The organism is Bartonella krasnovii, assembly GCF_003606345.3.
Classification (GTDB): Bacteria; Pseudomonadota; Alphaproteobacteria; order Rhizobiales; family Rhizobiaceae; genus Bartonella; species Bartonella krasnovii.
In genome coordinates, this window is sequence record NZ_CP031844.2 from 1474559 (window position 1) to 1499118 (window position 24560).

The 24560-nt window shown below is 38.6% G+C and carries 8 protein-coding genes; all 8 read right to left on the minus strand.

Features of this window, described 5'->3' with window-relative positions; genetic code table 11:
• Positions 1-411: 411 nt before the first annotated feature.
• Entirely contained in the window at positions 412-3735 is a 3324-nt protein-coding gene (locus D1092_RS06330) for an autotransporter outer membrane beta-barrel domain-containing protein (protein WP_120122660.1), read from the minus strand.
• A gap of 342 nt (positions 3736-4077) precedes the next feature.
• Positions 4078-4407 (minus strand): autotransporter outer membrane beta-barrel domain-containing protein, encoded by a 330-nt coding sequence (locus D1092_RS09845; RefSeq protein WP_241440138.1) that lies wholly within the window; start codon positions 4405-4407, stop codon positions 4078-4080.
• Positions 4408-4531: 124 nt separating this feature from the next.
• On the minus strand, positions 4532-4714 hold the full coding sequence (locus tag D1092_RS09850) for a hypothetical protein (protein WP_241435944.1): 183 nt from the start codon (positions 4712-4714) through the stop codon (positions 4532-4534).
• Between the two features lie 310 nt (positions 4715-5024).
• A complete protein-coding gene (locus tag D1092_RS09855; RefSeq protein ID WP_241436566.1) occupies positions 5025-5228 on the minus strand; it encodes a hypothetical protein in 204 nt (67 codons plus the stop codon).
• Between the two features lie 204 nt (positions 5229-5432).
• A complete protein-coding gene (locus D1092_RS06340) occupies positions 5433-8849 on the minus strand; it encodes an autotransporter outer membrane beta-barrel domain-containing protein (protein ID WP_120122661.1) in 3417 nt (1138 codons plus the stop codon).
• Positions 8850-9779: 930 nt separating this feature from the next.
• A complete protein-coding gene (locus D1092_RS06345) occupies positions 9780-12656 on the minus strand; it encodes an autotransporter outer membrane beta-barrel domain-containing protein (RefSeq protein WP_120122662.1) in 2877 nt (958 codons plus the stop codon).
• Between the two features lie 1176 nt (positions 12657-13832).
• Positions 13833-17111 (minus strand): autotransporter outer membrane beta-barrel domain-containing protein, encoded by a 3279-nt coding sequence (locus D1092_RS06350; RefSeq protein WP_120122663.1) that lies wholly within the window; start codon positions 17109-17111, stop codon positions 13833-13835.
• A 678-nt stretch (positions 17112-17789) separates the two neighbouring features.
• Positions 17790-24389 (minus strand): autotransporter family protein, encoded by a 6600-nt coding sequence (locus D1092_RS06355; RefSeq protein WP_241864375.1) that lies wholly within the window; start codon positions 24387-24389, stop codon positions 17790-17792.
• Positions 24390-24560: the final 171 nt, after the last annotated feature.

The window sequence follows — 24560 nt, forward strand, 5'->3', positions numbered from 1 at the left end:
AATGTGCATATTGACGAATATAAACGTGAATACATTTTATATTTTTTATTTTCTAAAGTATAAATAATAAGATAAAATAACCATAAAAGAATTTTTTAAAAAAAATATTGAAAAACAAACCATAATATTACTATATATTAATACAAATAATCATCAATACTGCCTATTTTGAATATATTACACAACAAAGAATTCAATATAAAATATTTTTATCACATTTATAATTAAATCTTTCCTCATATCACAACATTAAAACTTGTAGAAAAATTTCTCATTACATAGAAGAAATCATTTACAGTAACTTTTTATACTTTTAAAAATAACCATATTGATGAAGGAGTACAAATTATAAGAGGTAAAAAGGCAGAAAAATTTTCTGCCTTTCATGTAAAAATGCACAATGGGGCTCTTTTAAAAACGATGACGTAACCCAGCAGAAAAACTCGCACCAGAAAAACCAACTTTTTTAAGCCGATGCTGATAAGTGACATCCCCATAAAGAGAGAGTTTTGAAGAAAGACGTGCATTAAACCCAAGCCCTGCTTCCAAAGAAGAACCAAAAGAACCTAACTGGAAATCATCTTTAAAAGAAACAAATTTCTTATCTTCAAAATTATGCAAATAAGAAAACTTACTATAAAAAGAAACCTCTCGTCCCTCTTCCACAACACCAAGCGTCTTGCTTAAACGCCCACCAACACGCCCCATCCATTGATGAAATTTTCCCAAATCAACATCAATATGATCAACATCATATGCCTGATTAAACTGAAGGTGCTGATAAATAACCTGAACCTGTGGGTCAAAAACAATACCTTTACACCCTATTACAAACCTTTTGCCACTCGTTAAAGATCCACTAAACTGTTTCCCCTTTAACGCCATAACCTTGCCTCGTGCAAGGGTCAAAATATCTCCCTTAAAAAGACCATAGGATAACGCCCCATCGATATACAAACCTGTATCATGCTGTAGACTTCCATAGGCCCCAATAGACCATTTATCCAATGTGTTTTTTTTACTTTGTTCAACATTCTGTGGTTCTAGAGAAAGTTTTCCATAGTTTCCCAAAGCCCCAAAGAATGTACGGGTATATAAACTCTCCATCTCGTTTAACAAAATACCTGCTTGAAACGCATTATAATCAAGCTCAGCACTATAGCCATATTCAAAATCAGATAAATTGGAAGCATAATGATGACTTGCCCCATAAGCATGCAGAAAAAAGGCAGTGTTTTTATCATCTCTCCCCAAAGAATAAAAAGCACCCCGCATTGTCTCTAACATCTTATTTTGCGGTGTCATCTCCATCAACCCTGCTTGGAATAAAGCATTTGGCAAAAGGAGATACGTTGGCAATTGAGGAACAACAGCTCTAATTCCTTGTTCAGTCTGCCCATTAAACGGGACAGAAAGATGAGACGAAGGCTCAACAGGAGCAGAAGGTTTAGAAGGCTTTGATTCAACAGGTAGAGAAGGAGAATCCGTAGATGAAGGAACGACCGGAACAGATGGCTTAAATGGCATAACCTCATCAGTAGAAGTTTCAACGGGAACAGAAGGCATAGGCACAGTAGAAGAATCCTCTGGGAGAGTTGGTACAGAAGGAGTCTCAGGCGAAACAGGTTCAAAAGGAGTCAGTGTAGAATCCGTAGGAGAAAATGTTTCAGACGGTTCAGATCCTTCAGGCAAAGAAGGTGTCGATGGTAGAAGTGGAGGCTCAACAGTAGGCGGTTGTTCAGGCGAAATAGTCTCTGTTGGTCGCTCAGAAGGGATCTTTTCTTCTTCAGATTGAGGAGGAATAACCGTAGGCGTTGGCTTAGAAGCAGATTCAGAAGAATCTAACTCAGAACCAATATAAACACTTTCAAGACGAAAGTCCCAAAAATCTCCTTTCCCTGCAACCAATCTATTTTGGGGATCTGCATTTCCAGCAGAAGAACTTGGACCATAGCCACGAAGTTTATATTGATAAGGAAAACCATTTACCGTCGTATAACTATTGAGTAACTTAAAAGAATTTTCCTCTGCCATCCCGGCAACTTGAATAAGTGAAACACTTTGAATCCCTTCACTGCCTGCTTCTTTATCCGAAGTTTTTTGAAATTTTTCCATCCCAATGAGGGTGGTTCCCACAACATCCCCATAGATCAAAATGCGATCCGTTTGTTGAGAATTAAATGAACCATCACTATACATAAATGTGCTCATCTTAATCTGAGTATTTCCCTCCGCACTGTATACTTTATTGGACACGTCATTCATACCAGCTGTTTTATTGCTATTGTCTAATGTATGAATATCGTCTCCATTGTTTATTTTGTTTCCAATATACAATGTGTGATAATCTTGAGAGACATATTTCTCAAAAATAACGGTACTATCCAAAAGACTCAAAGTAGAAAGCGATGAAACCGTAAAGTCTTGTGAGCCTTGATATTTACTCTTAGTAAGATACCATGTTGAACTATTTCTTAACTGCAAATCAATACGAGACCTGCCATCAATGCGTGCTCCCCCTCTAAGAGTCGAAGAATAAGCTTGAACACGAAGAGAAGAATTATTTTCAGCTTTTAACAATAAATCACCAGAAATCTTTGTATTTTCTGATAATTCAAGGGTAGCTTCAGCCCCATAACCAGCACCCCCCATACCATAAATGGCAATCCCCTCTGGAACTAAAAAATTTGTCTTTGATAACTGAACAGAGGCTTTTTCCAGAGCAACACCTTGCGCTCCTAGAGCACTCATATTACCCCATATATCATTAGAATCTGATCCATAAAAATACAGACCATAGGCGCCCTTCCCCTGAACAGAAATATTGGATTTTTCAATCTTAATATTCGTTTTCTTAAACGCATCAGCTAAATTAAATGCTCGCAACAACCTAGCTTTATTATTCACATTCCCTGAAGAAATTTTAACCAAAAAACCATGCATATCACTCAGTTCCATAGAACTATTATTCAATTGAACAAAACCACCTTGAGCAATATCAAAAGCTTCTGGTAATTTATTGACACTTTCCTCACCAATGATAACCGTTTTTTGTTCTCCTTTACCCTTAATGACAGAACTATCAAAACTATACTCTCCCCCAAAAAGTGATGAAAACGCACCCTTCCCATTAAAAATAACGCTACTTCCTGACAACCTAATCTTTGAACCCAAACTGCTAATCAGAGCAATCTCTCCTACACCATTTAGTTCTTTTGATGTCGTTTCTCTTGGTGTCGTTTCAATCTTGACACGCACTAAAGCAATATCTGTTCCTTTACCCAATGCAGAAATAGCGTGAGAAACCCCCGTAATAGTGCCATCTATCATGCGAATAACCGCACTTTCCGCATGAAGGGCAGGTATATTCTTAAAATTTGAATCTTTTAGATTAAGACGAGCTCCCTCTTTTGCTAATGCACCATAGCCGTATAATTCATCTGCGCTATCACCCGTAACAGTTATCTGAGATGCATCAACAACTGTACCTGCTTTTTCTACATATAGAGCTGAAATAGGAGTAGTGTTAGAAATATATTCTTGAGAATATTTTAAATGATAAGTTTTATTTTCAATCGTATGTTTTTTACCATCATTGCATTTATAAAACTGAGCATTTGGATCACAGAGATTTCCTAAATGAGGAGAATTTGCATGAACACTCACGATTGGCAAAAAAGAAACAATAGCCGTTGTGATAAATAAAAACCTATAATCCCTTAATACATTAACCATAATTCTATTCCCAATTTTTCTTTTTCCCCCCCTTTCCTGACTTAAAAATAAAAAATACGCGCAATAACACTCACTTAAACAAACGAATAGAGAGAAGTATAAAACTTAGATATTCATTTTATACTTAAAACAACACTATGTAGTTTATGTAAAATTCATATTATATTTCATGGGTCCTTAAAAACGATAGCGTAACCCTCCTGAAAAAATCATCCCTGAAAAAGCTACTTTTCTAAAATGACGCAGATAAGTGACATCTCCATACAATACAAAGTTTGAAGACAACTCACGTTCAACTCCACTCCAGTTTCTAAAAAAGAACCCAAAGCTCCTCATTAGAATTCATCTCCAACTGAACACATTGTTTTTTTCTAAAACTATTGGCAAAATGAAACTTTTCATTGAAAGAAAAAACTTCTCCCTCTTCAAAAAGCCATAAGTATCTTGCTTAAACGCCCACACACCAAGCATCAGCCACAGATCAAGTTTTCCTATTTCAATATTAAAACCATCGATATAGGATGTCTTATCAAAGTGCACATTTTGATAAACGATCTGAAACTGCGGATAAAAAATACGCCCCTTATGTCCGCTCATAAATGACTTTCCCGCAGTGAATGAAGCACCCAAAGCTGTTTGCTTCAATGTTGTTGTCTTGCCTCTTGCTTGCATGAGAGCATCCCCTTCAAATCTCCCATAGGGAAAAAGGCTACCGATATAAATAGCTGTGCCATTAGGAACACTAAAGTTAACCTTCTTGAACTGAATCTCTCCAATCCAGCCAATGCCTCTGATTTTATATATTCCTTTGTGGGGGACGTTCTTTTAAAGTCCCCTCTCGAATTTTACACCCATGAAAAGAAATATTTGAATTCTCAAAAACAACATCAGAATAACGCCACCCCCATAAACCAGATAAAAGTTTATCACCCGATACGCTATATTTCATCACACTGCTAGGAATGAAAACGACCTCCATGCTCTCCATCACGAGACCATCAATACTTGAAACATTAATCTTACCATCCTTAACAAAAAGAAAGTCGCCTTGGCTTTAGTCTTAAAATAGCCTGAATAAAACCATGATCATAGAGGCGCTTATATTTTTATCATTAACCGTGTTCTCACCCCTTCCAGTAACGGAAGCCTTATCCGAAGTAATCTTCATTCTTTCTCATGCAAACACTTCTGATGAAATTATAACGGTATTTTTTTAACGCTAAAACCCCATCAATCTCCAAACTTCTCTTTTCTCCACCTTAATACTTACCTAACCAAACTTTTTTATCTTAAAAAACACCAGAAAAACTGCTATCAGCAGCACCTGAGCGAGTATCACTCATACCACGCCCTACACCTTCAAAAGTATCACATGAATAGAACCCTAAAAGAAAACGACACGAAGTTTCTTCCTGCTTCTTTACATTATAAACAAAGAATAAAATAGACGCCCTAAGAGCACATAAAAACACATGAAATTTTAATACTTTCATCGCGATTAGCTCTAAACTTCTCTTACTTCATCTTCATTAAAAATCAAAAAGACAGACCTAGCTCCTCGATATATTATTCCTATTATGTGTTGTTAATATAATTCTTTTTGGGTTATACGTAAAGTTAAAAATCAGAAAAAAACACAATAAAGTCACTTTTTGTGTTCATAGTCTTTACAAAAGATGCAGTAAAGAAAAATAAAATTAAAAATGATAGCTTAGTCCACCAGAAAAACGCGTTCCAGAAAAGCCAGATTTTGTGAATTTATGCTTATAAATCAGATCACTATGAAAAGTAATTTTTGTGGATAATTGCGAATAAACACCAAACCCAGCTTCTAAAGAAGAACCAAAAGAACCAAGTTGGAAAGCATCTTTAAAATACACAAATTGTTTATCATCAAAATTACGAACAAGATGAAGTGTACCATAAAATGAGAGAACTTGTGCATCTTTCATCAATGTCAGTGTTTTTGTTAAATGCCCACCAATACGCATTCCCCAATGATCTGGTCTTCGCATATCAATATTAAGATTATCAATATCATGCGTGTTATGAAACTGAAGATTTTGATAAACAAATTGAATCTGTGGTTCAAAAATAAAACATCGACAACCTATCATAAATGTTTTACCAGCCGTTAAGGAAAAACTTAAGGGCTTACCTCTCAATGCAGCCGTTTTACCTCGCTCACGTGTAAAAATATTGCCTTTAAACAAACCATAAGAGAAGAGACCATCTATATAAAGTCCCGTATTATGCTGCATACTCCCATATGCTGTGATTGTCCATTTATCAAATATACTTTCTTGATGTTGTTTCATCTCTCGAGGACGCAAAGAAAGTTTGCCATAATTTCCCATAATTCCAAAAGATGTCGTACTATATGCATTTTCGATTTTTTTGAGTAAAACACCTGTCTCTAGTGCATTATAATCAAAGTTACCTCCATATCCATATTCCAGTGTAGACAAATTGGAAGTATAACGATGATGTCCCCCGTAACCACGCAAAAATAAAGCTGGATTTTCATTAGTTTTCAACAATCGACGAGAAAAAGTTCGCAGTGTTTGCAACTGCTTATTTTGATAACTAATATCCACCAATCCAGCGTGAAATAAGGTATTTGGCACAAGAACATAAGTCAAAACCTGTGGAACAATAGTCCTCATATTTGGCCAAAGGTGAGAAGAAAGCTCAAAAATAGGGGGAGTAACAGAAGGTGGGACAGAGGAACCAGACGCAGGGGGAGAAACAACTGAAGGAGTGCGAGCGACAGAAGGCGGAACAGAGGAACCAGACGCAGGGGGAGAAACAACTGAAGGAGTGCGAGCGACAGAAGGCGGGACAGAGGAACCAGACGCAGGGGGAGAAACAACTGAAGGAGTGCGAGCGACAGAAGGCGGAACAGAGGAACCAGACGCAGGAGGAGAAACAACTGAAGGAGTGCGAGCGACAGAAGGGGGTATAGGAGAACCAGACGCAGGGGGAGAAACAACTGAAGGAGTAGGAGTAACAGAAGGCGGGACAGAGGAACCAGACGCAGGGGGAGAAACAGCAGAAGGAGTGCGAGCGACAGAGGGCGGGATAGGTGAACCAGATGTTGGCACAACTGGATGAGATGGAGTCATAACTGGAATAACAGGTGCAAGAGAGGGAGGAGGAGAAACAGGAGGAGGATTTGGAACATTCAGCACAAAAACATCAGAGGCATCAGATATAGTTTTAAGATGGGAATCACTATCAGGAGAATCTACTGGAGAAGAGAGACCTGGCTCCTGAGACTTTTGCTGAGAATTAGGATCGATAGCCTCCTCTTCACCTCCAGTCATATTAGGATGAGTTTTAGGGAAAGAAGGAACCTCATCAGAAACAGGAGAAACTTCAGTGGGATCAAAAGAGGAAGAATCAACCATTTTACTTTCAAGGCGAAAATCCCAAAATGTTCCAGTGTTTTTAAGCACTCTTTGATTGGAATCTGCCGTCCCTAAAGCAGAGCTTGGACCATAACTCTTAAGATGATACTGATAGGGAGAGTCTTTAAGTGTTACATACCCCCCCTTTAACTGAAAAGAATCTTCAGCGGCTTGTCCATAAACCTGAATAATGGAAATTCCCTGATCATTACCCCCCTCTCCTGTCAATGCTCCTGGGCTTCCAGGAACCTTATAAACATCAACTGTTGTTTTTCCTTCAAGATCACCATTGATTAAAAGGCGATCTGTTTTCTGATCTTCAAGCCTTCCTCCTTTATCCAAATAGGTATTAAGATAAAGATATGCGTCACCGTACGCTTTATAAACCGTCCCTGACCCTTTTCCGATGAGAAGTGTCTGATAACCATCTGTTGTTTCGGATTTAAGTTCCTCAAAAATAAGAAAACTATCCGTAAGTTCAACCGATGAAATAGAAGAATAATCTCCTAACCTAGAACCAGGCACATCAGAACTTTGTAATCGTCCATATTTTGGTCGCGATAAAATCCACTTTGAACCATTTTTTAACACTACCTTAGCTGTAGAACTTTCATCAACATATGCGCTTCCTTGTAAGATAGAAGCATCAGCTTCAATCTTGATATTAGAATGTTCAACCGCTTTCAGAAGTGAATCGCCAGAAACTTTTGAGTTTTGTAGGAGTTTAACAGAACTTTCAAATTCGCGGCTATAAAGAGCCGTACTTTCTGGAGCCATAAAAGTTGTCTTAGTCAACTGGACTGCCCCTTTTCCAGGAATGATTGTTTTTTTATCATTCAAGACAGCTTGCCAAAAAAAGTGCATACCATGAAATGCTTGTCCTCTTACAAAAACATTGGAATGTTTGATATGAGCAGCATTATGATTATTCCCTTGCAAGACAAGGCCATGAGCATTGTTAACATGAACATTTCCCTTCTGAAAATGAATCATACCTTTTCCCTGAAGCATACTAAAAGCAGAACTTTCATGGTGATTGTCTGTATTTGTCGTCTGTTTTCCCTTTCCTGTTATAGAAACACCCTCTAAATTAAATTCTCCCCCTCCTCCTGTTTGAACGGCAATACCATCCGCAAAGTCAATTTTTCCTCCTTTCATATAGATTTTTGCCCCATTATGACTCAAAAGAGCTATCGCACCAGCAGATGTCTTAATCTCTGTCTTGGTCAAAGAAACAAGCGACTGCTCACTCGAAGCACTGATCCCTATTCTGGTTGCTTTGATCACCCCATTTTGCATATCAAAAGCGCCATCCTCTTCAATATCAGCTCCTATCGACACATTATTTAACATGGAATTAAATAGAGCAACGCCTCCCCCTTTTGAAGCTTTTACACCTGTTGTCCAAGTGTCTTTTTCAGAGTGTCCATCAGCATTCAAAACACTGTTAATGATTATAGCTTCTCCCTCAATGAGTGTATTTTCTCCTGATGCCTCTAAAGCTGCTTCAGGACTTTCACCCGTAAGTTGATAAGTTTTCCTAGAAATTTCATGTGTTTGACCATCATTACAATGATAAAATGAGGCACTTTCATTACATAAATATTGCTTTTTCTGAGAGGAAACTTCACCAGCATCAGCATTGTGCACAAAGAAAAAAATAACCGTTGTAAAACGACATAAAGAGAGATGATTTTTGAGCATAATTTTTTACAAACTTTCTTCCCCTTCTCTAAAAATAAAAAAAACACGCGTTCCATTTAATAACTTTAGTTACGCGTGATAATTTAAAAATACGTTTTGTGTTTTATATATCCACTATGCACTTTATGTAAAGCTATAATTTAGAAATATCACAATTTTAAATTGCATTATTCACAAAAAAAGCGCGTAAAAATAGAATAAAATCCCCCGCATTCCAAAACAGTGATCTCAAAAAAATTTGTAAATTGACAAAAAAGGAGATGCCGTATTGCCTCACAACTTTATGTTTATCGCGCTCTCTAAGAAAATCACAATCATCATGTCAAATAGCCCCCTCCAAACAGAATACAGATATGTTGCCAATCACATGCTTGTTTTAAAAACACATCTCTCAACACATCGAAGCTCATTTTGCGATAGCGCCCGTGAAGAGTATAATGTTAAATTCGTTGGCATCCCGTTTTTACACTTATGAATAAGTAAACCGACACCATCCTACTTTATCAATCCTAAAATGTTATAACAGCTCTTGGACTCTTAAGACAGTTCAGAAGAGATATTTTGACTTCTCTCTTATCCAGTTTTATTCACACGACTTTCCCCACTTGTAATGTGTAAACGAATGGTTTTGATCGATTCAATATAGAACAGATTTGAAATAAGAGAATCCCACGATATTTTGTGTTTCTCATCTAAGATAAAAAACAATCAATTATTATTATAAGTCAGTATCTTGCATAGAAGAAAACAGCATAAAAAACAAAAATTGAGCCCCATAAAGCCTTATCTCGTTTCTAAAAAGAAACAAATTTTCTTACACAAAAAACATTCTTTTAAAAAGCTTATCTTCAAAGTTGCAAACAAAATGATAATAAAAAAACCACAAGCAATACTTGTGGTTTTTTTTAATTAACCCCAAAGGCGATCATCCTAAAAACGATAGCGTAATCCACCAGAAAAACTAATTCCAGAAAAACCACCTTTGCTCAACTTATGCTGATAAACCAAATCACCATGAAGCACGAATTTTTGAGACAAGTGAGCATTAAGCCCCAACCCCGCCTCTAGAGAAGAACCAAAAGCACCCAACTGGAAAGAATCTTTAAAACGCACAGATCTTTCTTTGCCAAAATCATGAGCAAAATGAATCTTACCATAGAAAGAAACGTCACGATCCTTTTCAGGCGCAGAAAGTGTCTTCATCAAACGTCCACCAACACGCACTACCCACTGATCAAGCTTATCCATCTCAATATTAAAATGATCAATATCACGCGCTTCATTAAACTGAAGATATTGATAGACAACCTGCACTTGTGGAACAAAAACAACACCTTCATATCCTGTGGCAATTTTCTGACCACTCATCAAGGAAACACTTAAAGGATTCCCCTTCAATGTTGCTGTCTTACCCCGTACAGTTGTCACAACATCACCCTGAAACAAACCATAAGATACAAGACCATCGACATAAAATCCTGTATCATGCTGCAAACTACCATAGACTGTAGCAGTCCATTTATCAAATGTACTTTTTTGACTTTGTTCAACATCCAAAGGTTGCAGAGAAAGCTTTCCGTATGATCCCATAACCCCAAAGGATACGACACTCTCAACATTTTCAATTTTTTGTAGCAAAACACCCGCCTCTAGGGCATAGTACCCTAGATCACCTCCATAACCATATTCAAGTGCAGACAAATCTGAAGTATAACGATAACTCCCCCCATAACCTCGCAAAAATGAAGCAGGATTTTCGCGATTTTCTAACGTTTCATGAGGATGAGCACGCTGTACCTCCAACTGCTTATTTTGGTTGCTGATATCTATCAAACCAGCATGGAACAAACTATTGGGCAAAATGAGATAAGTTGGTACCTGCGGAACAACCGATCTTACACCGCTCCCAGATAGAGAAACAGTTTCAACCTTAGAAAAACTATCTGCTGAAGACACCGGAACAACACCCCCAGAAGACGCCGAAACAACACCCTCAGAAGATACCGGAACAACACCCCCAGAAGACGCCGGAACAACACCCCCAGAAGACGCCGGAACAACATCCCCTGAAGACGCTGGAACAACATCCTCAAAAGAAGCACGTGTAGGAGGTGTCCGTTTAGAAACTCTAGGAGTATCTCTATAATCAGTAGATGTTTGAACATATTCGTTTTCTAAACGAAAATTCCAAAACGCTCCTCCATTTTGAGCAAATCGCTGTTTAACATGTTCTTCCCCTCCAGTCGCCTTTGGGCTATAAGAACGAAGGACATATTTATAAGGCGCGCCATCCAATGCAACATACTGTCCATTCAGTTGAAAAGAGTCAGACCACGCGTTGCCATAAACTTGAATAATTGAAACGCTATGCGCTTTTCCGTTTTTTTCTTCTAAACCTCCAGCAACCCCTTGTATGTTTACTATAGTTTTTCCGCTAACATCACCATGAATGAGGAGCCGATCCGTTACTTGATTGTTACTTGTATCATGAGGATTTAAACGTGCATTCAAATGAATCCAAGCATCACCTGATGCCTGATAAACAACACCGCTTCCTTTTCCAATATAAAGCGTTTGATAGGTATGAGCAGTGCTGGATTTTGGCTTTTCAAAAACAATAGAACTGTTAACAAGATTAACCGATGAAATAAATGAAACATCTCTATAGTCAGGGTCTTGTAAATTTTTATGTCTTGGTCGCAACAAAGCCCACTGTGAATTATTTTTCAAGATAAGATCAGCTATAGAGCTGTTATCAATCTGAGTTTGACCAACAAGTGCAGAAGCATTAGTGGTAACCTTTATAGAAGAGCCTCCTTCAGCCTTCAGCAACAAATCCCCAAAAAGCTTTGTATCCTTTAAAGATATTTCAGACTTCCCAGATTTACTGCTGTAAAGAGCTATACTCTCTGGAACGACAAAACGCGTCTTTTTCAAATCAACGCGTGCTTTTGCTCCCTGCCCTTCTGATGCTCCCTGCCCTTCAAAGTGCATACCGTGAAATGCATTCCCTTTCACTGTGATATTGGAATCTCCAATATCAATCTGAGGACCTTTATTTCCCAGCAATAAAAGCCCATGGGCATCACTCACATTAACAGAACCTTTTACAAACTGAACATAACCATTTCCAGATATATGAAAAGCAGCGTTATCACCCTGATGATCCGCATTTTTCCCTTGTCCCCCTTTGCTAGCCCCCCCCTTACCGCTCATAGAGACACCCTCTAAAATAAGGACTCCTTTTTCTCCTGCTTTAACCCCCAAATCACCGAAATTCACTTGAGTATTTGTTAAATAAACTGAACTTTGAAATTTTCCTCCTGCCAAAGCCCCTACATTAATTGCATCAATCGATCCACCAGATATTGCAATTAAGCCACCTTGAGATTCAACGCCCACTAAAACCCCACTCAACGTGGAATCGGACAGAGAAACTCCCGCCTTTTCTGATACCTTTACGCCATATTTCCAAAGTTTCTTTTCCGAATTGTTCTTTTCATCTCCAATACCCTTAACAGTTATATTCTTTCCACGAAGAGATGTATTTGCCTTAGACGCCTCTATAGCTCCATGAACACCATGAGCATTTTGATCTGTGAGCGAATAAACTTTATTATTAATTTCATGCGCTTCACCATCATCACACTGATAAAACGCTGCATTTTGATCACATGAAAACTTCTTTTTCCCAGAGAGAACTTGAGATTCAGCATTATGCGCAAAACCATCAATATGATGTGTCAAAAAAAGAAGTGCTGTCGTGAAAGTACATAAGGAGAAACGATTTTTTAATAGACCAGCCATAATTCCACCATAATTTTTCCCCCCTTACTTATAGAGAATACATAACGTATTAAAAAGTTTAACCAAAAGAAAATTTAATACGTTTTGATTTGATGTGTGTAGTTTATTAATATTTTTTGTGTTTTATGTAAATATGGAATTAGAAAAGGACTAAAAAATACAATCTAGCTCTGTCATTTTTACAAAAAAATTATAAAATAGAGCTGAAAAACAAAACAAACATCATCTCTAAAGCTGCTCTCTGCAAAAACGATTTTAATCGGTTTGCATGCATTAGATGCTTCCCTTTAAATGTTACCTAATCAATACCAAAGCAAATATAGCCAACATCTTTATGATCAATATTCTATTAAGAGGATAAGCATTCTGTAAGTAGAAAAGAACATATGTCCAAATTAGGAAATAAAAGGAACACACATCTGTTGCTAAATAATCTTCATGGCAAGAAAGCCTAATTTAGAATAGGAATGTATAAAAATCAAAATCAATTCCTATTCTTACCGTTTCTTTCAACACAACTTTACAAGATTCAAAAGCATCCAAACTCCTAGTCTTTAAAAAATGAAGATTCCACATAACTTCATCCTGTTATTTATCGTATTCCTTTTAAGACAACACATTTCCTAAAAAACAATATTATGTTTCTCATTCACCAGTTTTCTTAAATATCTCTCTCATTTCTTTTACCCCCATTTTACAACAGCAGCAAAAATATAAAGTTGATTGAATACAGCCCTCTTTACCCTTGAGCTGTATCCTTTACCAACTTTAATGGTATCACTTCTTTCCTCTTAATAGAATTCACAAAGCGATATTGACGTCTTTTCTTCAATGACTTTTTATCCACTTGCCAATCCTCCCCATGCAAACGACAGCTTTTTTATGGATTCAAGAGCATTGAAAATATTTCTAGCATTCTCAATTAAAAAATATCTTTATCAGTCAGCATATTATAAATAATATGAAAAAAATCCTGTAATACGCGTTTTAAAACGATAACGTGCAATTTTTTTCAATTTTTCAAGAAAATAAAAGAAATCCAGCCACAAAGCATATTAAAGAGATGCAAAGCTCATACTCTATAAAAGACTATAACAACAAAATGAATAGAGAATAAAAAAGCCACAAGCGTAACTTGTGGCTTTTCAAAGATTAAACAAAAGTTAAGTAACAATACTAGAAATGATAACGCAGTCCACCAGAAAAACTCGTTCCAGAAAAACCAGCTTTCGTGAGCTTATGCTGATAAACCAAATCACCATGAATCGCAAAATTGGGTGATAATTGGGCATTAAAACCTAATCCAGTTTCTAATGAAGAACCAAAAGCACCTAGCTGAAAAGCATCTTTAAAGTGCACAAACTGTTTTCCTTCAAAACCATGAGAAAGATGAATCTTGCCATAGAAAGAAACAACTTGAGACTCATCAGTGGCAACCAGCATTTTTGTTAAACGCCCTCCAACACGCCCTACCCACTGATGAAGCTTTCCTAAATCAATATCAAAGTCGTCCACATCACGCACTTTATTAAATTGAAGATATTGATAAACAACCTGAACTTGTGGATCAAAAACAAAACCGTCCTCTCCCACCATAAATGTTTTACCAGCTGTCAATGAAGCACTTAAAGGATTTCCCTTTAATGTTGCCGTTTTGCCTCGTGCTGTTGTTAGAACATCCCCCTTAAACAAACCATAAGACACAAGGCCATCAACGTAAAAACCTGCCTCATGCTGCATACCGCCATATGCTGCAACTGACCATTTATTAAATGTGCTTTTTTGACTCTGTTCAACATTCAAAGGTTGCAAAGAAAATCTCTCATAAGACCCGATAATTCCAAAAGAAGTGGTCCCATACATATTTTCAATTGCTTTTAGTAAAACACCTGCCTCTACAGCATTATAATCAAGCTCACCGCCATAACCATATTCAAGCGCAGAAAGATTTGAAGTATAACGATGATTGCCGCCATAGCCGCGCACAAAAAAGAGAGGTTTTTCGCGATTTTCTAACAAACCACCAGAAGCAATTCGCAAAGCTTCTAATCGTTGATTTTGATTGCTAACATTCATCAAACCAAGATGACGTAAAGCATTAGGCAAAAGGAGATAAGTCGGAACCTGCGGAACAACAGCCTTAACGCCAGGCTTAGGACGAGGCTCCGGAGCCGGTCCTGGAGGAGGCGTTGGACGAGGATCTGGTTGAGGTTTTACATCAGGATCTACCGATTGACTTTCAAGACGGAAGTCCCAAAACTCTCCGCTCCCTTCAACTAATCTTTGATTGGCACTTGCTTTTCCTAAACGAGATCCGGGACCATAACCATAAAGCTTATACTGATAAGGTAATTCGCCTAACGCGACATACCCCCCTTCTAACTGAAAAGAATCTTGCTTTGCTTCTCCAGAAACTTGAATGACTGAAATACCTTCCTCATTTCCCCCCCTTCCCGTATATCCTCCTGGACTTCCTGCAACAGCATGCACACGGAGCATTGTTTTTCCCGAAACATCACCATGAATTAAAACACGATCCGTCTTTTGCTGACCAAGAGCCCCCCCTTTATCCAGATAGCTATGAAGAAAAATAGAGGCCCCGTCCCGTGCTTTATAAACTTCACCCTTTCCCTTTCCAATACGGAGGGTTTGATAATCATCACCAGAAGAAGATTCTTGTCTTTTAAAATGAATAGAGCTCTTGCCCATAAGACTAACGAGAGAAATAGAAGAGTTACTTGCATCCTCCTGTTGATCCCTCTGCGGCTTTTGTTGTAAAATCCACGTAGAACCGCCTCCCAAATAAAGTTCACCATTAGAATCTTTATCAACGTATGTGCGACCTTCAAGAGTAGAACCATCAGCTAAAACCGTTATAGAAGCCCCTCTCTTAGCTTTTAATAAAAAATCTCCTGAACGAAGCGTGCTTTTCATCAAACTCACTGCACCAGAAATAACATTTTCACCATAAAGAGCCGTATCGTCTAAAACAGAAAACTCTGTTGTATCAAAATTAACAACTTCTAATCGTGGTGGTACCTTTTCATCCTCTAATGAAATCTCTTCCTTTTTATCCCCACCTTCGCTCCATGGTTTTTCTCCCTGAAAATAGATACCATAAGATCCTGCACCCTTTACGGTAACAGAGGAAGACTTAAAATTAGCCTCAGTTACATAAAAGTTATTCGATAAATCCCCAACGTCATCTTCGGTATCAGATTTTTCTTCAGATCGCTCTTGTGCAGAGTATAAAGGCTTGAGCGAATTTCTTAACAATATACCATGCATGCCCTCAGCTTTAATATTCCCCCCTTTAAACTTAACCTCTCCCCCTTCATCCATTAAAAAGACCGCATGATTTTCGCCTTTTTTTCCCTTTCCAGTAACAGTAACACCATCAAGAAAGACTTTCCCCCCTAATATTGCAGAAATACCATGACTGTCCGCAAAGTTAATCTTGCCACCTTCCACCCCGATCTCTGCCCCACTATAACTTAAGAGGCTTGTTGGTCCACCGCTCGTGTTAATGTTTGTATTCTCTAAAATAACCAATGAATGTCCTATTGCTTCAACAGCCCTATCACTCTCCTCTATACGCCCTTGTTTGATCTCAATAATGCCGTCGTTCGCAAAAAGAGCTAACTTTGTATTTTGAAGCGTAGGGTTTATCAAAACAATCTTTCCATTATCTGATACAGCGACCCCACGCAAAAAAGATCGACCAAGAACGTCACTGCTAACCGTTACATTTTTTCCCTCAACTCTAGTCCCTCTCTGCTTTACCGTTATGGCCGTCGGCTCAGCAGGATAGTTGGAAGCATTTTCATTCGTAATCTTATAAGATTTATTATCAATTCTAGCTTCCCCACAATTATCACATATATAATACAATCCACTATAGTAATAAAATCCAGGCTTTATACCTCTTTTATCAGAGTCTGCATCTTTAACAGAGTTATCTATATTTTCCTGTCGTCCATTCTCTCCATCCAGTCCACTCAACTTACGATAATCACTCCCGCCACGAATACCCTCATCGTTATTGCCAATATTAATCTTATGATTAGGAGGAGAATATTTATCCCCACTCTCTCCCTTAAGAGGAAGCTTATGCACATTACTTCCGCTAAGATGACCACTATAGACACCCCTCCCCCTGATAACATTATCATTAGGAAGAGCACTGATAGGGGGGGGGGGCTCAACACCACTTATACGAGGAGGAATAATAGGACGCCCCTCAACACCACTGATAAGATAGTTTCTGTTTGAAATGGGCGGAACAAGTGGGAGGACATAAATATCAGCCTCGATACCGCTAACGCTAATACCATAAGAAGACCTATTAAGACGTTCCTCTACACTTGCAGCAATCACTATTTCATTTTGTATAAAAGAAAGGATAGCTGTTGTACAAGCACATAAACATACATGATTTCTAAACACTTTAATCATAGTTCCCTCGAAACTTTCCTTCCCCTCTCATTAAAAATAAAAGCACTCACAAAACATCCCATTGCACCACTTCAACATACAAAAGCTGTACAAAAGACATGTCTCTCATGCTCATTTGAATTGTGTAATGAATTATCCCTATAAACTTGGCAGAAGCTCTAGGTGCAAAACCATCTATAAGAGAATAATTATAAAAACACAATTTATAGGTGTATAATGCATTCTGTATTTCGTGTAAAGAAAAAATGAAATCAGTACGTGTAATTAATTAAAAAAACAATTTATCCTTGTATAGTTTTAGAAAATACTCCACAACAAAACGAATGAAAAAATGATTTAAATCAGTGAAAAAAGCGCTCAAAAACGAGCTTTAAAAAGCATCAAATATTATATTAGATAATATCAAATACAGAACTTAAAAAGATAACATAACACAGACTGGGCTCCTGAATATTTTAAAAGCCCATACAAATGGGGCACTCTATCGCATCATCAGCAGCAAAAGTGTTAAGAAAATTCACTTTAGCGTAGAAAAACGCGCTCGTGTGCGCAATAAGTGTTATCTTTTCTATTCATATTAAAAAGACGAGAATCTTTTAAGAGCAATACAAATTGTTATAAAGAAAAAAGGCAGCACACTGTGCTGCCTTTTTTAAAAAGTACACCTTGTACCTTATATTAGAACTGATAGCGCACGCCTCCGGAGAAACTTGCTCCAGAAAAACCAGCCTTATTAAGCTTATGTTGATAAAGAATATCAGCATGCAGAGAAAACTGTGGCAACAATTTGGCATTAAACCCTACCCCAGCCTCTAGTGAAGAACCAAACGCCCCTAACTTGAAAGAATCGCTGAAGTGCACAGACTGTTTTTCTCCAAAACCATGAGCAAGATAAAGCTTACCATAGAAAGCAACAGCATTTACGCCCTCAGAACCTGTAGGATTCTTGGTTAAGCGTCCACCAACACGTGCCACCCATTGATCAAGGTTACCCATTTCAATATCAAAATTGTCAATATCGCGGGCCTTATTAAATTGGAGGTGTTGATACACAACCTGAACCTGCGGATCAAAGACAAAGCCTTTATACCCTGTCGCAATTGTCTGGCCACCGACCAAAGAAACATTCAAAGGATTACCTTTCAATGTTGCTGTCTTACCTCGTGCAAGAGTGAGAACATCACCTTTGAACAGACCATAAGATAAAAGACCATCGACATAGAAGCCTACATTATGCTGCATACTGCCATATACCGTAGCAGTCCATTTATCAAATGCACTCTTTTGACTTTGCTCAACATCTAAAGGTTTCAGAGAAAGTTTTCCATACGTTCCCATAACCCCAAAGGATAAAGCACTATCAGTGTTTTCAATAGTTTTCAGCAGCACACCCGCCTCTACACCACGATAGTCAAGATCACCGTCATAACCATATTCAAGTGCAGATAAATCTGAAGCATAACGGTAACTTCCACCATAGCCGCGTAAATATAAAGCAGGATTTTCACGAACCTCTACCATTCCCGTAGAAGTCATCCGCAAAGTCTCCAGCTGTTTGTTTTGATTGTTAATATCCATCAAACCAGTATGGAATACGCTATTAGGCAAGACGAGATAAGTTGGTACCTGTGGAACAACAGACCTAACAAATCGCTCCGAAAGGGCAGCAGATCCAGCAGACTTAACATACTGATTTTCTAGACGGAAATTCCAAAACGCTCCACCATCCTTAACAAATTTTTGCTGAACATGCTGCTCTGCTGAAGTTACTTCTGGACTATAAGAACGAAGAGTGTACTTGTAAGGTGAATTCCTCAGCGCAACATAATCGCCATCGAGTTGGAAAGAATCTTTCTCTGCTTGACCATAAACCTGAATAACTGAAACGCTGTGAGCAATCTTGGCATTTTTTTGACCATTTCCTACATTGCCCGCCTCACCTCGTACATGTATTTTTGTTTTTCCAGATACATCACCATGAATGACAAGTTGATCCGTTACTTGCTGACTACTTGAATCATGAGGATTTAAGCGTGCATTGAGATGAATGACAACATCACCCTGCACCTCATAAACTGTGCCTTTTCCATTTCCAATATGGAGAGTTTGATATTTTTCTCCAGATTCCGGAGATGCAAAATCAATAGCACTATTTACAAGCCTTACAGAAGAAACGCATGAATCTACACACCTCGAATCTGGTGTACCCAAATCCTTCTGCGTACTTCTTTTGAGAATCCATTCTGATCCGTTAATCAAGTCTAATTTTGCATAAGAATCTTTATTAACGCGGACACCACCTTTAACAATAGAATTATCGATTGAAACCGATATATTAGAATTATTCTCAGCCTTCAACAACAAGTCACCAGCAAGTGTTGTTTTATTTGCTAATGAGACATGACCACCAGAATTATTACCATAGATTGCTATACCCTTTGCGACTTCAAAGTTAGTTTTTTTCAATGAAATTGCCCCTGTTACATGTATAGGCGTTTTCTCCTGTTGGGATACAGCACTTTGCTTAACCACACTTTCTTGTCTAGAACCTTCTTTTTGTGTTACTCCATCAAAGTATATCCCATAAGCCCCATCGCCTTCCACTTTAATAGTAGAAGACTCAATATTCGCGTGATTCATAGCAGGACGTTTCTCCTGATTCACGGCAGGACGAACCTCAGAAGATCTCCTTATTCTAGAAGAACTCTTTTCAACCACATCCGCATCACCAGAATTCATAACCCACAAAACATGAGCATCCGTAACAACATTTCCATTCTTAAAATCAATAGAAGCATTATCATTTAACAGAAATGCTGCACGTCCAAAATTCTCTTCAGAATCTGACTTTTCTGCTTCTTTTTTCACAGTAATGTCAACTTTGTCTAACTTAACGCTACCGCCAGATTCAGACCTCACAGCCACGCCCTTTGCCTGAGTGATGACCCCAGAGTTCATGGTTATCGTACCGCCTTTACTTGCCAACCCAGCGACAGCCAAAGCCCCAGTCAGGTTAATTTTCGTGTCTTTCAAATCAATAGATGATCCAGAATCTGCCAAAGCCCCTACATAACGAGCACTGACCGTTCCATCAGTCATCTTAACTTTTCCACCGCCTTTAGCTTCAAGCCCAATCACAGAAGATTGAATTATTGACTTCTTATCCAAAACAACCTCTGCTTTTTCTTCCGCAAGCACAGCACTAATAGCCTGTAATGTCGTAAGATCAATATTATTCTTATTATCATCCCCTGCTCCAATAATGGTGGCAGTATCTAGCTTAATAACTGTACTTGGACTCTTTGCATGCATAGAATGCTGGGTGTTATCACTTGCCTTCAGTATCTTACCTGTTATTGTATGAGATTGGCCATCACTACACAAATAAGAAGTCTGCGACCCACTCTCACCATTCTTCTGCATATCAACACACGTAGAAGAAACAGCTGCCTCAGCAGCACTATTAGCCGAAAGAATACGCCCAACAGGTCCATTAGAGGATGTAGAAGATTTAATCTCACTAGAAAGTGCAACAGACTTCTCAGAAGCAGAGGGGTTAACCCTATTAGAAGGTGAAACAGATTTCTCAGAAACCTCAGAAGCAGAAGATCTCACGGAAGCTGCTGATTTTATAGATGGAAGACTATTCGATATAGTACGCCCAGATGATACAGAAATCCCATCTGTCGATATCACCGAAGTCTCACCTGAATCAGATCTCGCAGCTGAACCAGTTCCTGAAGGTATACTTAGCAAATTTCTACTTCTAAATGAAGGATATGTACCCGATAAAGTATATAGGATAGTATCAGACGCCCCAGATCTCGCACGACCAGCAGATGCAGCAGAAGGTACAAGAGGCGTAGTAGCAGAAGTAGTTACTGTTTCAGATGTTTCAGATCCCACAGGCTCACTAGTTGCCCCTTCCTGAGACATATCAGAATCACCAGAAGATGTAGTAGGAGAAGGAACAGAACTCTCAACAGTCTGAGGCGTAGTTAATTCCGTATCCGTAACGGTATCACCACTATCTCCATTTCTATCTGTTGTTACAGACGACTCCCCTTCTAACCCTCCTTCTATTGTATACTCTACTTCATGACCCCTAGGTGGACTCGGGTTAACAAGACGGTAAATATCTACCCCATCGCTTGTTTCTAGCCCATCATAACTCGAATACCCATCACCTAGGCCCTGAATATAAGAAGAATCATCTCTGTCCTGTTCACCAACAAGTATATTACTCTCCCCTTCCCCTATTGAAGTAGATGGAACACCTCCTGTAGGACCAGAATTTATGCCGGAAGCTTCACCAGATACAGGAGTTAAATCCATATCAGACTCACTGTCAGACCTCCCAAGTGATGCAGGATTCCCAGCTGCACCAGAATTAACACCTCGATTAGGTTCTTCAGTTTCAGGATTTCCAGATACTGCAGGAGTATCAGATGAAGCATTTTCGGTTGCAGGAAGATCACCTCTCTCAGCTCCCGTTGCTTGAACTCTTGAAAGATCAGAAGATTGCAAGTCCCCAGAAGCTACGTCAGCACTACCAACTCTTGTTCTAACAGGCAATCTTGTACTTGTTCTAAAAGGCAATCTTGCATCTTCTAAACGAAAGTCCCAAATCTGGCGAGCTCCTTCCATCAAGCTTGTATCAAAAGGTTGTATTTTAACAGAAGAATCTGGGGAATCCGTAGAAGTTATAGAAGCTGGAGGATAATCTGAATGATAAGCACGAAGAACATACTGATAAGGAGTTCCAAGCGTAACATAATTTTTTTTACTAATGAATCTATCATCGTCTAAACTAAAAGAGTTACTTTCCGCCCTTCCAACAACTTGAATAAGTGGAATACTATACTTATTTTGAGGATCCCTATGCCAACCTACTGTGTGAGCCTTCACCTTCACCTTAGTTATTCCAGAAACATCACCATGAATCAACAGCCTATCAGAAATTTGACCACTATTTGTACCAGATACATCGACATTGAATTGAATTACAGAATCCCCCTCAGCGCTGTAAACAGTGCCTTTTCCTTCTCCAATGCGAAGAGTTCGATACTTAGTGACAGTACCGCTACTTTGATTTTCTCTACTACTTACATGTCTTCTTGGAGGAGAAAACATAATACTACTATCTTTAAGAATTACAGATGAAATACATGAATCTATACAATGCGGATCTGTACCTTCTAAACCTTTTACTACCGACCATCGTGATCCATTAGATAAAAAAATCCTCGCATGAGAATCCTCATCAAAACGAGTAGCGCCAGAGATGACAGAGTTGTGGACGAAAAGTGATAGATCAGCAGATTCTTCAGCTTTTAACAAAAGCCTACCCGCAACCGTCGATTTATCTTGTACAAAAACATCAGCACTAAAACCATTGCTATAAACAGCTATACCCTCAGGGACTCGAAGATGAGTATTTTGTAAAAGAACTGCATGTAACTCTTCATTTTCATCACTTGGTTCTCTCTTACTTTGCGGTTTTTCAAGCACATTGCGGTGTTGTATTCCAACTGTATTATCAAAATATATACCATAAGACCTCTTACCAGGCACCACAATAAATGAAGATTTTATAGTAGCATCTAAATTTAAAGAACCAAACAATGCTTTAGAGCCCAAAAATTCCTTTTTCTGATTCATAATATTAAACAGATCGGAAGCAACTCCATTCAAAACTCGGGCAAAGTTATCATCACCTTCTTTACTACTAATTTTGGAAAGAACATCGGGATCTACGAGAGGAAGAGAGGAAGAAAGATCAGATCTCTCAGAAGGTTTAAAGTATATGAAGCCGCCATTTCCAACAATTTGTTTGAAACCACCCTTTCCAATAGTTTTTTCAAATCCATCTTCGACCTTCGCAGCAACCCGTAAAAAACCAGCATCGATATTACCAAAAATACCATTGATATTTTTAAGACGTTCCACAGCTTCAGAATCTTTAGAATCCTGAGAATTTGAGGAGAGGGTCCCGATATACTCTTCAATATTTTGATCAAAATCATTTTGGAGCTTCGCGCCGATCTGCAAAAAAGCAGCATTGGGAATATTAACGTTCCCATTATTAAACGAAATATAACCTCCACGTGACATCAAAACAGTACGCCCAATATCCTGAATCAAATCTTCGTGATCATCAAGCCCATCCACAACTTCAGAACCTTGCCTCTGAGTAGAATCAACTTGCGTAGATCCTATCTGCCTTGGATTCCTTGATTGGGATTTGGAAGCTTCGTTAATTTTAACTCTATCTAATAAAACAATCCCCATCTCTGAAGAGATAACCCCTACTCCATTGTCATGAAATCCAAGATTCCCTCCTTGCATCGATACTAAAGATTTAGAATCACTCCACAAACCAATTGTCTTCACGCTAACAGACGTATCACTCAAAAGAATAGCCCCCCCCTCTGAAGCCACTGCCTCCACATAATCATTTTCGAGAAAACCACCAGACATAGAAATCTTTCCAAGACGAGAAGCTCCAAGCCCAAACACAAATCCCTGAACACTTGAATCTGTCAAATTAATCTGAGCGCCAAGTTCATCCTTACCATCCACAAAAACAGAACCCATCCCTCCCATCTGAACTTGCCTATTTTCAATGTGGTTAACATCACTTCGCCCCCCAGCTCCATCCTCAGCCAAAATAGATACTCCAGACACTTTTAAAACTGTAGACGAAGGGCCACTTACGTAAATAGCAGAATCATATTTTCTCGCTGTTTTAAGCTGAAGCTGACCTTCACCTTCACTTTTTGCAAGTGTGTGTGTCTCACCATCATTACAGACAATAGGAGCGCTAGCTGGAGATTCTTTACTCCAAGTACAACGCGCAGTAACACCACCAGTAACACCACCAGGAGCACCACCAGGAGCACCACCAGGAACACCACCAGGAACACCACCAGGAACACCACCAGGAACACCACCAGGAACACCACCAGGAGCACCACCAGGAACACCACCAGGAACACCACCATATGAACCTGATCCTGCTTGAGGACCAGCAACCAATGGAGAAGGAGAAGGTAGTTGCGCTACTTCATCCCCAGATGTCCCTCCATTAGTTGGCAGAAATGACTGAAAAGAAGAAGCTCCAGGAATACTAGGAAGATATGATGTCAGTCCTCCAAGTGATGAGACTGACGAAAACCAACTACTTGCCCCCACAGAAGCACCCGCCCCCTGTAAAAAAACGAAAGCACTTGTTGTCAGTGCACACAAACGTGCGCGATTTTTAACTACATTGATCATATGTCAAACTTTCTAAATAATGTTGCAAAAACACTAGAATTAAGTGAAAATGAGGTAAGTGAACAGTTTGTAACATATGTTAGTCAACTTTACAACATAGTGTTATTTATTGTTGCATCATTTTGTACATAAAAATGTCTAAGTTAAGTTTTTAAGTGTACAAACCCTTGT

What these genes read in the sequence shown, in the direction of transcription:
- D1092_RS06330 (WP_120122660.1), bottom strand. Translation starts at nt 3,735, where the DNA reads ATGGTTAATGTATTAAGGGATTATAGGTTTTTATTTATCACAACGGCT.
- D1092_RS09845 (WP_241440138.1), bottom strand. Translation starts at nt 4,407, where the DNA reads ATGCAAGCAAGAGGCAAGACAACAACATTGAAGCAAACAGCTTTGGGT.
- D1092_RS09850 (WP_241435944.1), bottom strand. Translation starts at nt 4,714, where the DNA reads ATGGAGGTCGTTTTCATTCCTAGCAGTGTGATGAAATATAGCGTATCG.
- D1092_RS09855 (WP_241436566.1), bottom strand. Translation starts at nt 5,228, where the DNA reads ATGAAAGTATTAAAATTTCATGTGTTTTTATGTGCTCTTAGGGCGTCT.
- D1092_RS06340 (WP_120122661.1), bottom strand. Translation starts at nt 8,849, where the DNA reads ATGCTCAAAAATCATCTCTCTTTATGTCGTTTTACAACGGTTATTTTT.
- D1092_RS06345 (WP_120122662.1), bottom strand. Translation starts at nt 12,656, where the DNA reads ATGGCTGGTCTATTAAAAAATCGTTTCTCCTTATGTACTTTCACGACA.
- D1092_RS06350 (WP_120122663.1), bottom strand. Translation starts at nt 17,111, where the DNA reads ATGATTAAAGTGTTTAGAAATCATGTATGTTTATGTGCTTGTACAACA.
- D1092_RS06355 (WP_241864375.1), bottom strand. Translation starts at nt 24,389, where the DNA reads ATGATCAATGTAGTTAAAAATCGCGCACGTTTGTGTGCACTGACAACA.